Source organism: Aeribacillus sp. FSL K6-8394 (genome assembly GCF_038008865.1).
Lineage (GTDB): Bacteria > Bacillota > Bacilli > Bacillales > Aeribacillaceae > Aeribacillus > Aeribacillus composti.
Genome location: NZ_JBBPAA010000001.1, coordinates 2,089,782 through 2,106,889, shown reverse-complemented (window position 1 = coordinate 2,106,889; position 17,108 = coordinate 2,089,782). Strand labels below are relative to the sequence as shown.

At 37.1% G+C, this 17,108-nt stretch carries 13 protein-coding genes and 4 pseudogenes; 6 read left to right on the top strand and 11 right to left on the bottom strand.

Annotated elements, in window-relative coordinates; all coding sequences use genetic code 11:
• Nucleotides 1-52 precede the first annotated feature (52 nt).
• Both NSR00_RS10040 and NSR00_RS10035 read left to right on the top strand, forming a co-directional pair.
• Nucleotides 53-1,168: an IS4 family transposase gene (locus NSR00_RS10040; RefSeq protein WP_340788456.1), complete on the top strand. Its 1,116-nt coding sequence runs from the start codon at nucleotides 53-55 to the stop codon at nucleotides 1,166-1,168.
• Nucleotides 1,169-1,311: 143 nt separating this feature from the next.
• Nucleotides 1,312-1,689: a hypothetical protein gene (locus NSR00_RS10035; protein WP_340788454.1), complete on the top strand. Its 378-nt coding sequence runs from the start codon at nucleotides 1,312-1,314 to the stop codon at nucleotides 1,687-1,689.
• 94 nt (nucleotides 1,690-1,783) lie between these two features.
• Here the strand turns inward: NSR00_RS10035 and NSR00_RS10030 are convergent, their stop codons facing one another.
• The 7 genes and pseudogenes from NSR00_RS10030 to NSR00_RS10000 form a co-directional block, all read right to left on the bottom strand.
• Nucleotides 1,784-2,368, bottom strand: a complete 585-nt coding sequence (locus tag NSR00_RS10030; RefSeq protein WP_340789205.1) for a zinc ribbon domain-containing protein — start codon at nucleotides 2,366-2,368, stop codon at nucleotides 1,784-1,786.
• Between the two features lie 29 nt (nucleotides 2,369-2,397).
• Nucleotides 2,398-2,505, bottom strand: a complete 108-nt coding sequence (locus NSR00_RS18075) for a recombinase family protein (protein WP_157727858.1) — start codon at nucleotides 2,503-2,505, stop codon at nucleotides 2,398-2,400.
• A 341-nt stretch (nucleotides 2,506-2,846) separates the two neighbouring features.
• Nucleotides 2,847-3,192, bottom strand: a pseudogene (locus tag NSR00_RS10025) (transposase); the annotation flags it as partial.
• Between the two features lie 147 nt (nucleotides 3,193-3,339).
• Nucleotides 3,340-3,582, bottom strand: coding sequence for a hypothetical protein (locus tag NSR00_RS10020; protein WP_340788452.1), 243 nt, complete (start codon nucleotides 3,580-3,582; stop codon nucleotides 3,340-3,342).
• Between the two features lie 16 nt (nucleotides 3,583-3,598).
• Nucleotides 3,599-3,781, bottom strand: a complete 183-nt coding sequence (locus NSR00_RS10015; RefSeq protein WP_340788449.1) for a hypothetical protein — start codon at nucleotides 3,779-3,781, stop codon at nucleotides 3,599-3,601.
• Between the two features lie 124 nt (nucleotides 3,782-3,905).
• The gene (locus tag NSR00_RS10010) at nucleotides 3,906-5,042 is read right to left on the bottom strand and encodes an IS701 family transposase (protein WP_340788446.1); all 1,137 of its coding nucleotides are present in this window, start codon (nucleotides 5,040-5,042) and stop codon (nucleotides 3,906-3,908) included.
• Between the two features lie 610 nt (nucleotides 5,043-5,652).
• A pseudogene (locus NSR00_RS10000) lies at nucleotides 5,653-6,806 on the bottom strand (IS256 family transposase).
• A 223-nt stretch (nucleotides 6,807-7,029) separates the two neighbouring features.
• Between NSR00_RS10000 and NSR00_RS09995 the strand changes: the two are divergent.
• The 3 genes and pseudogenes from NSR00_RS09995 to NSR00_RS09985 all read left to right on the top strand — a co-directional run.
• Entirely contained in the window at nucleotides 7,030-7,341 is a 312-nt protein-coding gene (locus NSR00_RS09995) for a nucleotidyltransferase family protein (protein ID WP_130158900.1), read from the top strand.
• Nucleotides 7,329-7,724, top strand: coding sequence for an HI0074 family nucleotidyltransferase substrate-binding subunit (locus tag NSR00_RS09990; RefSeq protein ID WP_063389150.1), 396 nt, complete (start codon nucleotides 7,329-7,331; stop codon nucleotides 7,722-7,724). The genes NSR00_RS09995 and NSR00_RS09990 overlap by 13 nt, the downstream gene beginning before the upstream one ends.
• Before the next feature lie 295 nt (nucleotides 7,725-8,019).
• Nucleotides 8,020-8,518: pseudogene (locus NSR00_RS09985) on the top strand (transporter associated domain-containing protein); the annotation flags it as partial.
• 1,055 nt (nucleotides 8,519-9,573) lie between these two features.
• Here NSR00_RS09985 and NSR00_RS09980 read toward each other — a convergent pair.
• Nucleotides 9,574-10,691: pseudogene (locus NSR00_RS09980) on the bottom strand (IS3 family transposase).
• Between the two features lie 420 nt (nucleotides 10,692-11,111).
• On the opposite strand from NSR00_RS09980, the gene NSR00_RS09975 reads away from it, so the two are divergent.
• A complete protein-coding gene (locus NSR00_RS09975; protein ID WP_340788443.1) occupies nucleotides 11,112-11,903 on the top strand; it encodes a TerC family protein in 792 nt (263 codons plus the stop codon).
• Nucleotides 11,904-13,457: 1,554 nt separating this feature from the next.
• On the opposite strand, the gene NSR00_RS09970 is transcribed toward NSR00_RS09975, so the two are convergent.
• The 3 genes from NSR00_RS09970 to NSR00_RS09960 form a co-directional block, all read right to left on the bottom strand.
• On the bottom strand, nucleotides 13,458-13,958 hold the full coding sequence (locus tag NSR00_RS09970) for a PTS sugar transporter subunit IIA (protein WP_340788441.1): 501 nt from the start codon (nucleotides 13,956-13,958) through the stop codon (nucleotides 13,458-13,460).
• A gap of 543 nt (nucleotides 13,959-14,501) precedes the next feature.
• Nucleotides 14,502-15,293 carry a MurR/RpiR family transcriptional regulator gene (locus NSR00_RS09965; RefSeq protein WP_340788439.1) on the bottom strand — a complete coding sequence of 264 codons (792 nt, stop codon included), beginning with the start codon at nucleotides 15,291-15,293 and terminating at the stop codon, nucleotides 14,502-14,504.
• Nucleotides 15,294-15,599: 306 nt separating this feature from the next.
• Nucleotides 15,600-16,958, bottom strand: a complete 1,359-nt coding sequence (locus tag NSR00_RS09960) for a 6-phospho-alpha-glucosidase (RefSeq protein WP_340788436.1) — start codon at nucleotides 16,956-16,958, stop codon at nucleotides 15,600-15,602.
• Nucleotides 16,959-17,108 lie beyond the last annotated feature (150 nt).

Genomic DNA, 17,108 nt, shown 5'->3' with positions numbered 1-17,108 from the left:
AATGGAAGTACAGGTGGTTCCTGTCCAAATCCAATCGTAAAGGATAACTATTATGGACAAGAATACACTAATTTCATCATTTGGTAAATGGGTTTCACCCATAAATATTCAAAAACTTAGCGAACAAGTCAAAGAATTGAAACAGGACTATTACACAAAAAAGCTGACAACAGAAGCCTATATTAAACTTTTATTGGTAGCCCAACTGCTCGAATTTAAGAGCTTAGAGGAAATGAGTGATGCACTTGTAGACGAAGATCTTCAAAAAGCACTCGGATTTGAATCGATAAGTGCCTCTCAGCTATCCCGAAAAAACAATCAGATCCACCCACTAATTCTTGCAAATTTGTTCTTGGATCTTGTTTGGAAAATTCAACGGTACCATTATAAAAACGGAAAGAATATGCCACTGAAAATCATTGATTCGAGTACACTCCCGTTGAATTTGACCAATTATAAATGGGCAAAATTCCGTAAAACAAAAGCTGGTGTAAAGCTACACTTACGGCTCGTTTTCATGGATAAAGACACCGTCTATCCTGAAAAAGCAGTGATTACGACAGCAAAAGAACATGACCGAAATCAACTCGAAGTCCTAGTGGATGATAAAGAAGCCATGTATGTGTTTGACCGCGGTTATGTGGACTATGAACGTTTTGACCGGATGACAGATGATGGCTATTTCTTCGTTTCAAGACTGAAGAAAAACGCAGTCATTCGTGAAGTCTATACATTTTCACTTCCTGATGATTGTCACGTTCTATCCGATAAAATGGTCTACATTGGTACCACACAAAATCGTACTGAAAATGTCTATCGTCTACTAGAAGTTATGGACACAAAAGGGAACTTACTTCGTTTAATTACCAACCGATTTGATTTAAAAGCAGAAGAGATAAGTGATATTTACCGATCTCGCTGGGCTATTGAACTCTTTTTCAAATGGCTTAAGCAACACGTAGAAATTAAGCACTTTTATGGAATGAGTGAAACAGCTATTCAAAATCAAATTTTCTTAGCCCTTATCACGTATTGCTTACATGTTCTCATTCAATTGGAGATGAAAAGTAAGAAATCCCTACTTCGAATTACTCGTTGGTTAAAGAGAGCTCTGTGGAAACCAGCTTATGTTTGGTTGCGAAAATTTGATGGGCGAGCCAGTCCATAATCTCCCTTTTGTCGTTGTCGCTCTGATTTAACTGTATATATTTACCAAATGGGCAGTGCCACCTTTCTTTAGGTTTTGTCTTTTTGGCACAAATTCACAAAAAATAATTAACAGAAAATTCTAACTATATTTATGCAATGCTAATGATATACGATATAAATTATATTTTAGGAGATATTTATTTTATTAAGTATATGTATGGGAATTTAGAATATGGAGAAAAAATTATATATGGAGAAAAACTTTACAAATACGTGAATGGTCCAGATTATTATGATTTGATTAGTCATGATCACACTGTTAAAGAAATAAAATCTAAATTATCATTAATTAGGGATAATTATGACTATTTATCAGATGGTAAGTTTGATTTAATTCAGAAGAGATTATTAAAAGAAACGTATTGCTATCAACAAATGAGTTATCCAAATCCCCACATGGATAATGAAGAGGTAGAAGGGGAGTATACTTTAGAGATTCACTTTGATTTTGATTTATTTTTTGATTGCATTAATTTGTAGTTTGTTATTAGGTAAACACTACTACATCAATTATTGTCTGCGATTACCAATCAAGTCATGTTGAATGTGTGTCGCAGATAGTTTTGAGGGAAAATTAAGCAGAAAGAGCCGAAAATCTGTAAAAGATTTTCGGTGTTCCATCTGCTTTTATTTCAATTCTTCTAACAAATCGGTGTAGCATTCCCTCTGTTAAATCATTGAACAAAAGGTATTTGTCTAACTCGGCTTTTAGCTTAGCAATTTCCTCATGGATATTTTTACTTTCCAATGAGTGTTGTAATTCAGTCTTTTGAGCAGACAGTCTTTTCAATTCTCTATTGATTTCTTCAATAGCCCGTTGATAATCAGCTTTAGTAATGATTTCATTTGCTAACAGGTTGAGAAATTTACTTTTTCTTTCAACTAGCCGTTTCATTTCCCTTTCAATGTTAGCTAGCTTTTTGTTCGTCGTTTTCTCGGCTCTCACCGTTTGTTGTTCTAGTTTCTTTATTAAACCTTCTTTACTGATTTCCCTTGCGTATTTTTTTAGGTTAGAAAGGATAATTGATTTAAGGTCACTTTCTTTAATAGCATGGTGACTACATTTTTTGCTTCCATGGCTACCGTATCCCCCACATATATATCCCTTTCGATTTTGTCTGTACCACATGCCTGTTCCACAGTCTGCACAAAAAGCAATATTAGTAAATAAATGCTTTTTAGGAGCAGTTATGTCCTCTTTCTAATTTTCATTTGTGCTTGTACAGCTTCAAAATCTGCTCTAGAGATAATGGCAGGGTGGGAGTTTGATACAATTACTTGATTTTCAGCAGACACTTTCTTTCTCCCTTTTATTGAACGGATAGAAGTAGATAACAACCAAAATGTTAAAATTTACTACAAGTTTGCGCCGATTTAGTGTGTAAAAGTTTAAACACGCTCAATCATTTTTTAACACTAGCCGTGAAACACACTCCACATGGCTCGAGTTGATAGATTTGATGTCTGCCTAATTTGCCTGTTTGGGAAACATGTCCATGGACCTTTTATTACTATAGAATGTCATTACAATATAATTTACAAAACCATCCATCATCATGAGCAAGATAAACAAAATTATTATTTATTCGATTAAAAAATGGTGTTATTAAGGATTTCCCAAAATGAGGCAAATATAAAATTTCAGTCATTGTGATGTCTTTTTGAAACAAAAGAATGACGGTTGCTCCAAGCGTATCGTTTGAGCACTTATATGGAGCCACGGTTGTTGTTTAAACTCGCCATTAGATCACGTGTCGGATATTTAGGTCACCAAAATCGGTGTGTAACTTACGAGAATAAGAACCATTGCGCGAATTACCTGAGTTAAAGCCGATACGATCGTACTTTTCGAAGTCTAAAAAGAATGTTAGTTCTGTCGCAAGTAACGTATTCACTGCCGTTTCTAAATGCGTACGGAAAACCTCGGTGATATCTTGTTTTTTTGACTAGTGCATCGACAAGCTCTGTTGTAAACTGATTCATAGGGAGATCTCTTTTTCTGTGAATTTTTTGCGATAACTCAATTCTATCAAGAAAAGGTCTTCCTTTTTTATCATTATATTTATTTACACAAAATATTTCATACTCCCAAAAACTTTTTTAAATCATACTCCCTTTAAATATTGTAAGTTAATATTTGTTTTTTAGTTCTTTATAGGCTTTTAATTGTTGCTCCATCATTTCAACAGAATCGTGTTGAATGGCATTTGGATCCTTCTGAAGAAGTCCTTTAAAGTAGCGTTCATATTCTTTAAAGAAAGCTGTAAGAAAATCTTCAAACTCACCTTGAAAGGCGATTTCTGTTGTATTGTCGTATTCACTGTAGGCTTTAATAATAAGCAATTTACCAGTTTTGTTTAAAGTATATTCCATTGCATTTTCATAGGTTTCAAATCCAAAGAATTTTCCCCATACCTAAAAGCAAGGCGTCATGGAAAGTGGAATTACAAAGTTCTTTTTTTTCCCCATTTTGCTGCACAAAAATAGATAAACGACAGGCTAAATAGTCATCTATATTAAAAGGTTGTCCAATCATTTCATCATATAATTCAACAAAAAAAGATATTTTCATTATAATAACTCCCTCTTTAAATGTTGAGATATCAACGGTTTAACCCGTTTATACCTTATTAACTGTAGATGAGCAATTTTCATAACAATAATTACCATACCAAAAGAGACAAACAGGGTACCCCTTATGCCACATGGAGCTGTTTTTTGACAACATCAATGGGAATATCTTGCTTCGCTGCATGGTAAATGAACTCGACAAGACTATGCCCTTTCTTCGTTCGGAGAAGATCAAGCCCAGTAGGGAAATCCCGGTTGGACTCGACCATACTGTACACATAAGCGAGTTGCACCAAGATCCAATACCGTTTCACCGCCCGACGCCCGCGAACGCGGTACCCATCGAGCTTCAGCTGGTCTTTCGCTTGTCGAAAAAAGCATTCGATCGACCAACGTTGGGCATAGTAGCGCAAGATCTCTTCATCGCTTAGCTCCCGGTCGGTGCTCAAGACGCAGTGAAGATGTTCGGGTGTCATCGGCTGATCGGCTTTCCAAGCCAACAACACAACGGCATCATCGAGACCTTTCAGCGATCCCTCGTAGCGATACACGCGATAACGCTCTTCTCCCACCGTGACGAGATGGGTGTCGTTCGGTTCGATATAGCGGGCAAACTGTTTGGCTTGGATGGCGATGCCTTTCGGATAGAGAATCCGGTTCGTTTTGAGCATCGCGATGACGTGAAATCCTTTTTTCAGACAGGCTTCCACGAGCGCTTGCGATGGATACCACGAATCCATCAGCACATAAACGGGACGGCGTACATCCAAAGAAGAAAGCATCTCGATCGCGAGTTCCCCCTTGCTTTTCCCAGCCGCCTTGTCGTAGAGGCGGAACGCAAAGGGAAAAGCCTGGGTCATCGTATGAACCATGAGCCAAACAAGAGAATGTCCCCAGATCGACTTTTTCTCTGTGTGAGAATAGTGCCAATCACACCCTTGAATGGCGTGCGTTGCCCGTGACGAAGGCTTGATTTTTTGGCAAATCGTATCATCGATCGAAACAAAAAGGGGTTGATTTTTCTGTTTGGCGATCCGTTCGACACGATGAAGCATCCATTGCTGGAGTTTGCGAAGCAGCGTCTCTTCATCCCAAGGGCTTTTCGTGAAAAAATGGCTGAGTGTCGTTCGATGATTGGGGTGAAAGCTCCAATGATGAAGATCGGTCAACGTTCCAGAAAAGCCTTTCGTGATCATCGCATCCACGATATGAACGAGATGCTTCATGACAGGTTTTGAAAAATAAAGTGCCAACCCCAACATCGAGGTAATAGCGATGTCCGCTATTTCTTGTTTCCCAATGGATAGAGAATACGCTGAAAAATATTTTCCCCACAGGAATAACGGAAAAATGCGGGCTTAAAGGTTTTTGGGTTACGAAAAATTCAATTTTACTCCCATAAAAAAACAAAAAATGGACCCCTTGGTGTAAAATTAAGTTAACAACCAAATCAACTTAATGAACCAAAGGAGGATCCATTTATGGCTATTATACCACAACTTAGTCTCTTTGCATGGGAAGAAATTGAAGAATTAGGTGATTTAGAACGGCTTCGTCTTGTCATAACATCGTGAAAAACTTGTGGATTCCTTGATGATGTGCTAATCTATTCATGAGACATGAACCTCCTTGTGTGAATGGTTTGTTGGCACATCTATTCTAACCAAGGAATCGGGTTCATGTCTCCTTTTTTGTTTCGATGTAAATTTATGTTAGTGATTTTGCTCATCTACTGTAATGTAAGATAGATAGGGCATCTCTGAAATGGATTTAGAATAGAGGGGGGATATTTCCTCCACACAGAAGACTGAATATTCAGTCTTCTGTGTGGAAAGGGAGAATCCCCTTATTTTGTTTATTTACAATATTTGGTTAACAATAACGTTCTTCAAACATTCGTTGAAGGGCTTCATGCACTTCGGCAAATCCTCGCAACTTTCGCCCTGCCTATTTCTCATTAAAATCTTGAACAGTCAAATACACGACTTTTTCCGCGGCTTCTAAACTGTTCAAACTGTTCATCGACTTTAGGCGTTTCCGAATCTCCTTGATCGTTCGTTCGATGGCATTGGTTGTGTAAATCACACTTCGAATACTGTTTGGATAATCCATAAATGTAAGGAGGACATCCAACTCGTTGGCCCAAGATTGAACTTCTCTCGGGTACTTACCAGACCATTTTGATTCAAACTGTTGAAACATCTCCAGTGCAATTTTTTTATTCGGAGATCGATAAATGAGTTTCAAATCTTCCGCCATTTCGAATTGGTCTTTTTTCCGAACACGACTAAGTGTGTTACGGACTTTGTGAACGACACAACGCTGCACATCGGCTTTCGGATAAACCGCCTGAAAGGCTTCCTCTAAACCCGGTAGTCCATCGAATACGCCCAGAAGCATTTCTTGTACGCCTCTTTTGTAGAGCTGTTGAAGAATCTCCTGCCATCCATAGGCACTTTCTTGTCCTCCCACAAAGAAATCAAGAATTTCACGATATCCTTCTTCGTTTACACCTAACACGACATAAATAACTTCTTTTTCTACCGTATCTCGACGAAGTTTCACGTACAACCCATCCAAATATAAGACGGAATAACGCTTATGTAGAGGACGAGTGTGCCATTTCTCGATGTCTTCCTTCACGACATCGGTAATATGACTAATCGTTGTTGGTGAGTAGGCATTTCCTAAAATTCGTTCAATAAACTTACCAATTTCCCGCGTACTCATGCCACTTTGATACATTTGATGACGGCTTCCTCGAGCCAGCCAGTATGACGTTGGTAAGGTGCAAACAGCTGCGTTTGAAATTCCCCATTTCGATCTCTTGGGACCAAAAGACCTTCAATCCGGCCATATTGCGTATCTAGATTTCGTTGATAGTAACCGTTTCTCATATTCGACGTTCCAGCCTGTTCCATTTCGAGGAAATGTTTTATTTCTTCACGCATGATGAGTTCTAATTGACGAATCGCACTTTCCAGTTGATTTGCCCAGTCTACATTCGGTATACTTCTTTTAGACATAGGTAGGGTACTCCTTTCTCTGGAATGTGTTATGGCTGAATCAGAGAATACCCTACCTTTTTTCTTTTGATCTAGCAAAATGCTTTACACAAAATTTTATACATCATCAACAATCCTTTCTGATATTCCATGATTCGCTAAAAATTTTCCTTAGGTTACAATATTTCGTTTCTTCATTTTATGGTATAATCATTTTCAAATTCAAAAAAGGGTTTGATAAAAAATGGATTTAAATTCGGCTGATCGGGAGCAGATACTGTCGTTTTTGAAAAAAATAATTGTTGAAACATTGCATGATCAATCAGTAAAAGTCTATCTGTTTGGTTCGTGGGCTCGTAAAGAGGAAAAGAGGACATCCGATATTGACATCGCTCTTTCTGCAGATTCAGCTATTCCGATTTCTAAGTGGGTGGAACTTCGTGAACGAATAGAGGAATCGCCATTACCGTACAGAGTAGATCTTGTCGATTTATCTAAAGCCGATCAGGCTATGAAAGAAAAAGTGAAAAAGGAAGGAATTTTATGGAACGGTTAAAGGAACGTATTCAACTTGCTTTAAAAGCTCTTCGTGCTTTCCAAGAGGTTTTGCTCCTAGAGAATCCAACGGAAGTTGAACGGGATGCAGCTATTCAGCGATTTGAGTTTAGTTTTGAAGCTTGTTGGAAAGCAGTAAAACAATTTTTATATGATAAAGAAGGAATTGATGTCGGTTCACCTAAAGGAGTAATTCGTTCAAGCAGGGAAATTGGAATTTTATCTGATGAGGAAACGATCATTGCATTAAAAATGGTAGATGATCGGAATTTGACTGTTCATACATACAATGAAGAGCTAGCTGTTGAAATTTTTGGCAATCTCCATAAATACTATCAACTTCTCTATAACTGGATTATCCGTATAGAGAAGAGAGAATATTAAATATAGTTGGAAGAGTAAAATTCCGTTAACGATGTATCGTTATTTTTTAAGATTGGCATTTGCAGTTCGCCCACTCAATTTTCTACGCCTGGGAAGAATTATGAACATCGTTTTATATTGAACAGATTTTCCCTATCTTTTCTCAAACAATCGATTGTTTATCGTCAATACCGAATACATGCATTCGGTATTGACTTGTGTAAATGAAATTTGCTTCATCGGTACCGGCAGTATTCGGGAGAAAAGCGGAAAAACGGCTCTACCGGTCGGGTCTGAAGGATCGGCTGACAATTGCATTCAAAATCCACAAGCGGTTGAAAAAAAGTTAGATGGTTATATTCGTCCAATTATACAAGTAATCGAATCGATCCCTATTCATGACTTGCTTGTGAAAATGCAGCGGGAACGAGTCCATATGGCGATTTTAGTCGACGAATACGGCGGGACGGCCGGTCTTGTGACGGTTGAAGATATATTTGGAGGAAATTGTCGGTGAAATTCAAGATGAGTTTGATATAGATGAAGTTCCAATGATTCGCAAAGTGAACCAACATACTACCATTGTTGATGGAAAAGTCTTAATTGAAGAGATAAACAATTTACTTGGAACGGATATCGATGATACGGATGTTGACACGATTGGCGGTTGGATTTTAACGAAGAAATTTGATATTCAACAGGGCGAGATTCTCTCTCACGGTGATTATGAATTTAAGGTATTAAAAATGGAAGGTCGTCATATCCAATTAGTTGAAATTACAAAACGTGTGCAATCTCCTTTACTTGCCGTATAAGAAGCGATAACAGAATAAGAAGTGAAAGAGAAGCTGTCTCAAACGTCCATGCCTTACTTAGCAAAGGATAATGTTTAAAAACAGGATTCATACCCTAGTGACTAACAAAAATAAAAATAATAATTGACAGATTCATATAGGTTATTTTATGATTAAATTGGACAGTTGAATAGTTCTCCTAAAGGGGAGTAGCTTTTACAACAAAGTCGTCATTTCGGAGTTTTGCCGCTCCCGGCTTTGTTGGCAACGTTAACGTTGTTAGCAAGACCTTTACCCGTTGGTAAAGGTCTTTATTTGTATGTAAAACCTTTACCATACATGGTAAAGGTTTTTTATGTGCGCCCGGCATGTACATGAACTATAGGGTGTAAGTCCCGAACCCCGAAGACAGAAGTAGAGGTTAGCTCAACGAAAGGGTGTCCGTGGTGACGCGGAATCTGAAGGAAGCTGGAGGCAAAACACCGGTCCGAGGAACACGAACCTCATATAAGGCTAGGTATAATTGAGTGAGTTTGCATAACAAAACAAAGCTCTTTCTGTCGAAGGTCATATCGAGTAAATGAGGCGGATAGATGGTGTGAAAGTGCATGTACTTACCCGGGGAGGTCTGGTGGATATGTGAAGTACGCTTCATAACCTACTTAGTGATAAGTAGCTGAACCGTCAGAAGTCAGCAGAGGTCATAGTATTAGTTGGTCTAGAACAACTAAGAAGGACCGAACAATTAAGAGAGAATAGCCCTTGGCATTCAGTGAGTCATGATGAACACAGAAAACGTAGTACCTCACTTGAGGGAGGAAGCGGTGAATCCCGTGGGAGACCTCTTGGAGGGTGGAGTGACCACTGGCATAAAGAGAACAGCTATTCACGGAAGTTATAAAGACTTGCGTCAATTATCTTAATTGAACCGCCGTATACGGAACCGTACGTACGGTGGTGTGAGAGGACGGGAGTTAATCGCTCCCTCCTACTCGATTTGATAATCTGGGAGGTAAGTGTATGAAAAAAAGACAGCATTTACTCGTTGTAAAAAGGAATGGTATGTCAACACTAAACTAGACAATTTTTTTGAGGTGTTTCTCTTTGTACTCCACCGGGCTTAAATACCCAAGTGTTCCATGTATTCTAATATGATTAAACCAATGAACATAATCATCTAATTCCAGTTTCAATTGGTCTAAATTTTCGAAATATCTACCCTTAACAAATTCAGTTTTGATAATTTTAAAGGTTGCTTCAGCTACTGCGTTGTCATAGGGGCAGCCCTTCATGCTTAACGACCGATTAATCTGAAAAGTATCTAGAGCTTCATCAATTGTCTTGTTCTTGAATTCATTGCCTCTGTCTGTGTGGAATAATTGAATTTGCCGTAAATCTGCTTTCACGGTCGATAAAGCTTGGTAGACTAGCTGAGCATCTTTGTTTGGGCCTGCACACTATGACCAATAATTTCTCGATTATAAAGATCGACAAATAAACAGATGTAATGCCAGCTTTTTTCTACTCTAACGTATGTTAAGTCACTAACCACAACTGTTCATTTTTTTGTTGATCAAATTCTCGTTTTAACACATTTTCAACTTTTGATTCATTGCATTTATCTACATGAGGTTTAAACTGGGCAACCGTATAATTTGATACTAGCCCGTTTTCTTTCATGATTCTGCCAATTCTTCGTCTTGAGGCAATCATACCAAGCTTCTCTAATTCATGTTTGATTTTACGTGTACCATAGTTTTTTCGGCTTTTCTGGAAAATTTCCAGAATGGCGGCTGTCAGTTTATCTTCTGCATTCCTTTTTTCTTTTGCTTCGTAATAATAGGTGCTTCTTGGAAGTTGTAGGACATCGCACATTGCTGATATCGAGTATTTGTGTCTGTTATTCTTGATCACATTTACTTTTGTCCTAGTATCACGTGGCTTGCTTTAAAATATCATTCTCCATCAATAAACGCTTGTTTTCTTTTCGAAGCTGGATCAATTCATTTTCTTCTGGAGAACGATTGTCCTTTTCCTTAAATGAACCGGATGTTTTGCTTTGTTTGATCCATTTGTCCAAGGCTGAAGGCGTTAAATCATATTCACGAATAATATCTTTTCTTGGTTTCCCATTTTCATAAAGCTTGACCATTTGAGCCTTGAATTCTACAGTGAATGTTCGTCTGTTTCTCATTTTTAAACTCTCCTTAACTGTGGTAGTGTTGAAGTAGACCACCAAAACAGTGGGTTTGCGACGAAACTTGACATGGAGCCTCTGCGGGCATGCTTTCCCAGCCAGGAAGTCAGATGATGTGTTCATCTGTCTCGCCGACAAGGCTAGCATCCCCGCCACTCCACGTAAAGTTTCTAGTACGGATCCTTTATGTTTAATAAGCAGTATACCCAAATTTGGTGTTTAGTCTACTTGACCTTAATTTTATTGTCCAGTTAAGTGTAGCCGATTCAGATGATTTATTTGCTTGAGTGTATAAAAAGGATAAAATTCATAATGATTGGTAAAAATGAATGTTGGCTCTCCTAAAGGAAAATACGGTCTTATTTAGAAAATGAAATATCAAACTACAGTAAAATACTAAAGGAGGATTCAGGTTACATGGAACTTTCAATTTTATTAGAATACAGCTGGGTATTACTACTTCTAATTGCACTTGAAGGGATTTTGGCAGCTGATAATGCACTTGTTTTAGCTATTATGGTCAAGCATCTTCCGGAAGAACAAAGAAAGAAAGCGTTGTTTTATGGGCTTGCAGGTGCATTCGTTTTCCGTTTTGCTTCACTATTTGTGATTTCATTCCTTGTCAATGTATGGCAGATTCAGGCGATAGGTGCTCTTTATCTTTTATTCATCGCAATCAATCATATTTTTAGAAAAGTTGCTGTAAATAAAGAAAAAGAAAAAAATAAAGAAATACAGGAAAAGAAACAATCCGGATTTTGGGGAACTGTTTTCAAAGTAGAATTGGCTGATATCGCATTTGCGGTCGATTCCATTCTTGCAGCAGTAGCATTGGCCGTTACGCTTCCGAATACAAATCTTCCGCAAATCGGCGGGATGGATGGAGGCAAGTTCCTTGTTGTCTTTGCTGGAGGATTAATAGGCTTAATTATTATGCGCTTTGCCGCTAATCTCTTTGTAAAATTGCTTCATATGAAACCTGGCTTGGAAATCGCCGCGTTTCTCATTGTTGGATGGGTTGGAGTAAAGTTGGCTGTTTATACGCTATCACACCCTCAGCTGGCAATATTGCCTGAAGGATTTGCAAAATCACCGGAATGGAAAATAACCTTCTATTCTGTACTCGTTCTGATCGCATTAGGTGGCTGGTTTTTATCAAAGGAGAAAAAAGAACTGCCTTCCGCAGAAGAATCCAATGGAAATGGGTAGTACCAAAGATTTTCCCTTTTAGAAACATAGCTTGAGCCGTCCTTTATTTGGACGGCTCGGGCTTTAATAATCTAGAAAGAGAACATTTATTTGAAATCGTTCAATGAATTGGTTCAAAGGTGTGTACAAAGAAAAGTTCGAGAATATTACTGAATGATAAGAACAAGATTTGAAATTTATCGGCGCAGGAAAAAGCAATTTTAAGATTCAGTCAACAAATATAAGTTAAGAATTTTGTTGTTATCTAGAAATACTATGATGTTTTATTATAAATTGATTAGGCGGACAACCGGAGCAATCAGGAATGTTTGTTCTGCTTTGGCGATTATGAGTATCTTTGTTCCCTGGCTCATTAATTTTACTGATTATTGAACGCGCGTTCTTTACTTACGCTTACGGCTCAGGGCTTGTCGGACTGTTTTTTTCATAAACTGACATATGCTATTATTTATACCTAAACAGGGAACTAACCGAACCCTCTATTTGCTTGATGGGTAAAAAACCGAAAAATGAAACCACCAATTTTTTTAGAAAAACCCTTAAAATCAGTAGCGTTGCATAAAAAATAAAAACATTTTATGCAGAATTTTCTGGATAAAATATTTTATGATAAACGAAAAACAAGGCAGTAACCAACTAAAGGTGGTCACTATACATTTGGTAATAAATGTATTTGTTTTATTGTTACATGGCTAACGCGCTTCGTCGACTTTTTTCACTCATTCTCGTTGAATTCGTTCCACCCACACGGTACTTGGTTTCCAAAGAAAAACGCAAAGCCAACGATAAATCTGGGTGAGAGAATGTTTCGATTTCATTTCAAGTTGAATAAGAATGAGTAAACAGTAAGAAATCAGAGCTAAGTAAACCTGATTTTCTACAGCTTCTGAGTGTTAAACGTTGCTTAATCCACTTAAAAAATAGTTCAATGGCCTTATCGAGAACGATAGATATCACCAAGTTCTTCTGGATCTAGGTCGAATCGGTTCGTAATGATGATATTAGGTCAATAAAGTAGACACAAAAATTTATAGATTTTTTTTCGCAGCTACCGCGCTATCGCTTGGTGGCCTTTTAAAAATAATTACGACGTTGTCCTAACTTATTTTTAAAAGGTAAATTTTCGGGTTATTCTATTAATATGTTCATTAAGCTCCCTTTTTATAGTACATACGTTCGTGTATGGCAAAATAAAAGTGCAGAGAATTGCAAAATCCTTATGCAGTGATATGCAAAGGAGCTTTACATGGAGGAGGAGCCATGATAACCTTTTTTGGTTTTGCCAAAACTGTTGAAGCTGGCGCTTGGCTAAAGAATCATGGCTACAGAAGATCCATGTCAAGCCCTTGATGGATAGATCACATATCTGTATATTTATTCAAAATTTTGATAAAGATATACTGCAACACTCTGAATTTTCTTCTTGCAGAAAATACCTTGCATCATTTTACAGAAATATATTTGGAAAATGCACAAATGCTTGGTAAGAATGTGCATCATCTAGGGGATTCGCAAAATTTTTCGCGGTATTTCGGATGTTAGGATGAAATTACCTTAATTTACAACATAGCATTTCAATATATACTCTCCCCTTTGTATTTCACCAGCTTCCCGCACAACTATTTTCTCAGTCTTTTCAGCGCTATTTGTAATAATAATTGGCGTTACGATTTCTTTATTATTTTTTTCAATAAATTCTATATCAACATTCATTATGGGATCTCCAATTTTTACTTTTTGCCCTTCACTCACAGTTACTTCATAACCTTCACCATTTAATTCAACCGTATCTAGTCCAACGTGAATTAATATTTCTAACCCATGTTTTGTTCGAATACCTATTGCGTGCTTAGTAGGAAATACTTGAATAATTTGTCCTTTTACAGGGGACACCACCTTTCCGTCTTTAGGAATAACCGCTATCCCATCCCCCATCATCTTTTGGGCAAACACGGGATCCGGTACTTCTGATAATGAAATTACTTCGCCATACATAGGTGAAAAAATTTCTTCTATAATAGTTTTGGGATTTTTCGCAAATATTTTTTTAAACATACTAATTCCTTCTTTCTATCTATAATAATTTTATGAAAATTGTATTTTAATAATAAAGACAAGACAAAGAACAGACAGCAATCCAACAATAATGGTACTTCCGACAAATCTTAAATTTGCTCCTTTTTCCTTCCGGTTCAACGTACTATTTTTTATGAATTCTTTATGTGCTTTCCGGTATTTGCTAATAGCTAAAAGAAGCAACATACTGCCAAATATATTTCAACCAGCAATAATGAAATCGCCAACCTTCCTATTTCTAACTGGATCTGTTTAATAAATTTTTCGTTTTATAAATCTGACAACACCATTCTTGTCAATACACCAAAAAAAAGATTTAACATGGCAAACACAAACAAATTTTAATGAAAGGATCCTCTTTTACTTGAGCAAAAAAAGGTTGGTTTGCCTGCAGCGACATTATATATAAATAACTAAGAAAGAGAAATGGGACGTATAAAAAAGATGACCGATATTTTAAAAATGCGCAAACTTTGTAATATGGAAGGGGAATCATTCGAATGTTTTTGTTAGCACGTTGTATTATGCGTCTTCATCTTTTCCCGCCCTTTCAATTGTTTCTTTTTTCTCTTTCAGGTAGTCAACATAATGGCTAAAAATAGCTTCTCCAATAATAAAAAAAGGGGCAAATGTTTTCAATTTTGTTCCGTTATGGCTTGCGAGATTTGAACTCCTGGCATATAAATTATACGGAGTCATTCTAGCCAAACGATTATTTACTAAATTTGTTATAGAGATAAAAGGAATTCCTTTGGCAACTAAATTTTGCACTGCAGGAAAAATTGTTGGTGTATCTCCTGATAAAGAAAAAATGATCACAACATCGTTTTTCTGCAAATCCTTTACAATTATTTCAAACTCCAATTGGGAGTGGATAACATTCAAATACTTTTGAAGCGGCAGAAACATTCTTTGCAACTCTAATGCACAATGTAATTGTGCAGTGCCCGTCCCAAAAACAAATACTTGATTGGCATTATATATCAATTCACAAACATCCGAAAAATCTTTGGTTTGAATATATTTGATTGTTTCATGAAGATCTTCCTGCAAAATTTCTACACCGCTTTTTTCTTCTATCGGATCCTCTCGACCTTGCCATTTTAAGAACACTCGGAATTCACTATATCCACTAAATTCCAATTTTTGTGCCAACCGCAATATTGAAGAGCGGGAAACATTGCATTTTTCAGCTAGATTATTAATCCCTAACGAATAACAAGTATTTTTATTATTCATAATGTACTTTAAGATGTGTAAATCTGTCTCATTTAATTTTTTATAATGTTTATTAATAAGTTCTTCTAATCTCAAGCCATATCTCCTCCTTCAATAAATAATTTATGTTTGCTCTTGTCATCTCCAATGGCCGTGCCGTTAACTGCGAATAAATTCGCTGGCAGAACTATATGGAACTGTACTGGATTATTATCCTTTACATTCTTTCGGAAGCAGCCAAATGTAATGCCAGAACACTACAATACTTAGTTTAAAGGAAAAAAAGGTGTAAGTCTGCTGCTTGGCAAAAAATAATTATTCATTAACAGAAGGAGGAGTGAAACAAAAAAGTACAAAAGATTGTTACCCTTTTGTACTTTTTGTTTGATAAAATCGATCATCTTAAAAAAATTCGCTCACTACCACATCATCTTTATGAAGTTCAGGCCAGAAATCTTTATTTGCTTCAATTAAATCATCCAATATTTCTTTAGCAACTTTTGCACTCGGTACTGTTTTGGATAATGTTATTGCTTGCCATAATTTTTGGTAAGACCTTGTTATCCATGCTTCTACCACTAGCTTTTCCACAGATACTTGTTGTTCCATTAATCCTTTTTGGAATTGCGGGATTTCCCCGATCGATAGCGGTTCAGGACCATTGCTGCCGACAATGCATGGAATTTCCACCATTGCGGTCGGATCAAAATTGGAAATAGCCCCTTTATTTTCTACAATAAGCAACATTCTTTCATGAGTGTTATAAGCAATGGCACGCGCCAAATCTACAATATATGCTGCATGTTCATCTATATGAAGTTTACTGCCTTCTGTGGATTGATTTTCAATTATTTTTCTACATTCGCCGAAAACAAATTTTTCACGGCCTTCCATTACTTCATTTGCTCTTGTATAATTCGGGTTAGAATGTGCCACTACTTCATCCGGGAATAAATAGTATTTTAAATATGTGTTTGGCAACGTATCTGGGTCTAATGCATATACGTCTCTCGCTTTTAAGAATGTATCTTGCCAGCTAGCATCAACATGCTGATTGTCTCCGCTATCATTGACAACATACCCGTACTTTGCAACATGCTCCTTTAATTTAGGCATTAAATCATTTCCTTCTTTGTCGCGAATATCTGTCCACCATCCAAAATGGTTCAATCCATAATATCTTACCGTCATTTCTTTGCGAGATTTTAACCCTAAAATTCGCGCCATACGTTCTTCAATCCCGACAGGCATATCACAAATGTTAAGTACTTTCGAATGAGGACGGAGACGGCGCGTCGCTTCAGCTACAATCGCTGCTGGGTTGGAATAATTGAGCATCCATGCATTAGGAGAGTATTTTTCCATATAATCAATTAATTCTAATACTCCTCCAATAGAACGCATTCCATATGCAATTCCGCCTGGCCCGCATGTTTCTTGACCAACTACACCATGTTTCAAAGGTATTTTTTCATCTAATTCACGCATTGCATATTTTCCTACACGAATATGCGCCATGACAAAATCAACATCTGTAAAGGCTTCTTCAGGATTTGTTGTTGCCAAAAATTCTATTTCCGGAGCTCTTTCTTTGAGAATTATTTCGCAAGCCCCTGCAATTGTTGCTTGACGTTCCTCATCATTATCATAAAGTTTTAATTTCCGAATTGGAAACTTATTTAAATGATCTAATAACATCAAAACAATCCCTGGAGTAAAAGTACTTCCCCCGCCTGCAATTAATACCGAGAATTTTTTCATTTTTAGGTTTCCTCCTTTAATGCAATATCCTCTTTCATCCAAGTTATAACAATTCATTTGTATGAAAACAATATTCCTTAACCATTCTGGTCGCTATCTCAAGTTCAGTTCTATTTCCCACAAGAAGGGAATTTTCCCGCTTGTCAAATA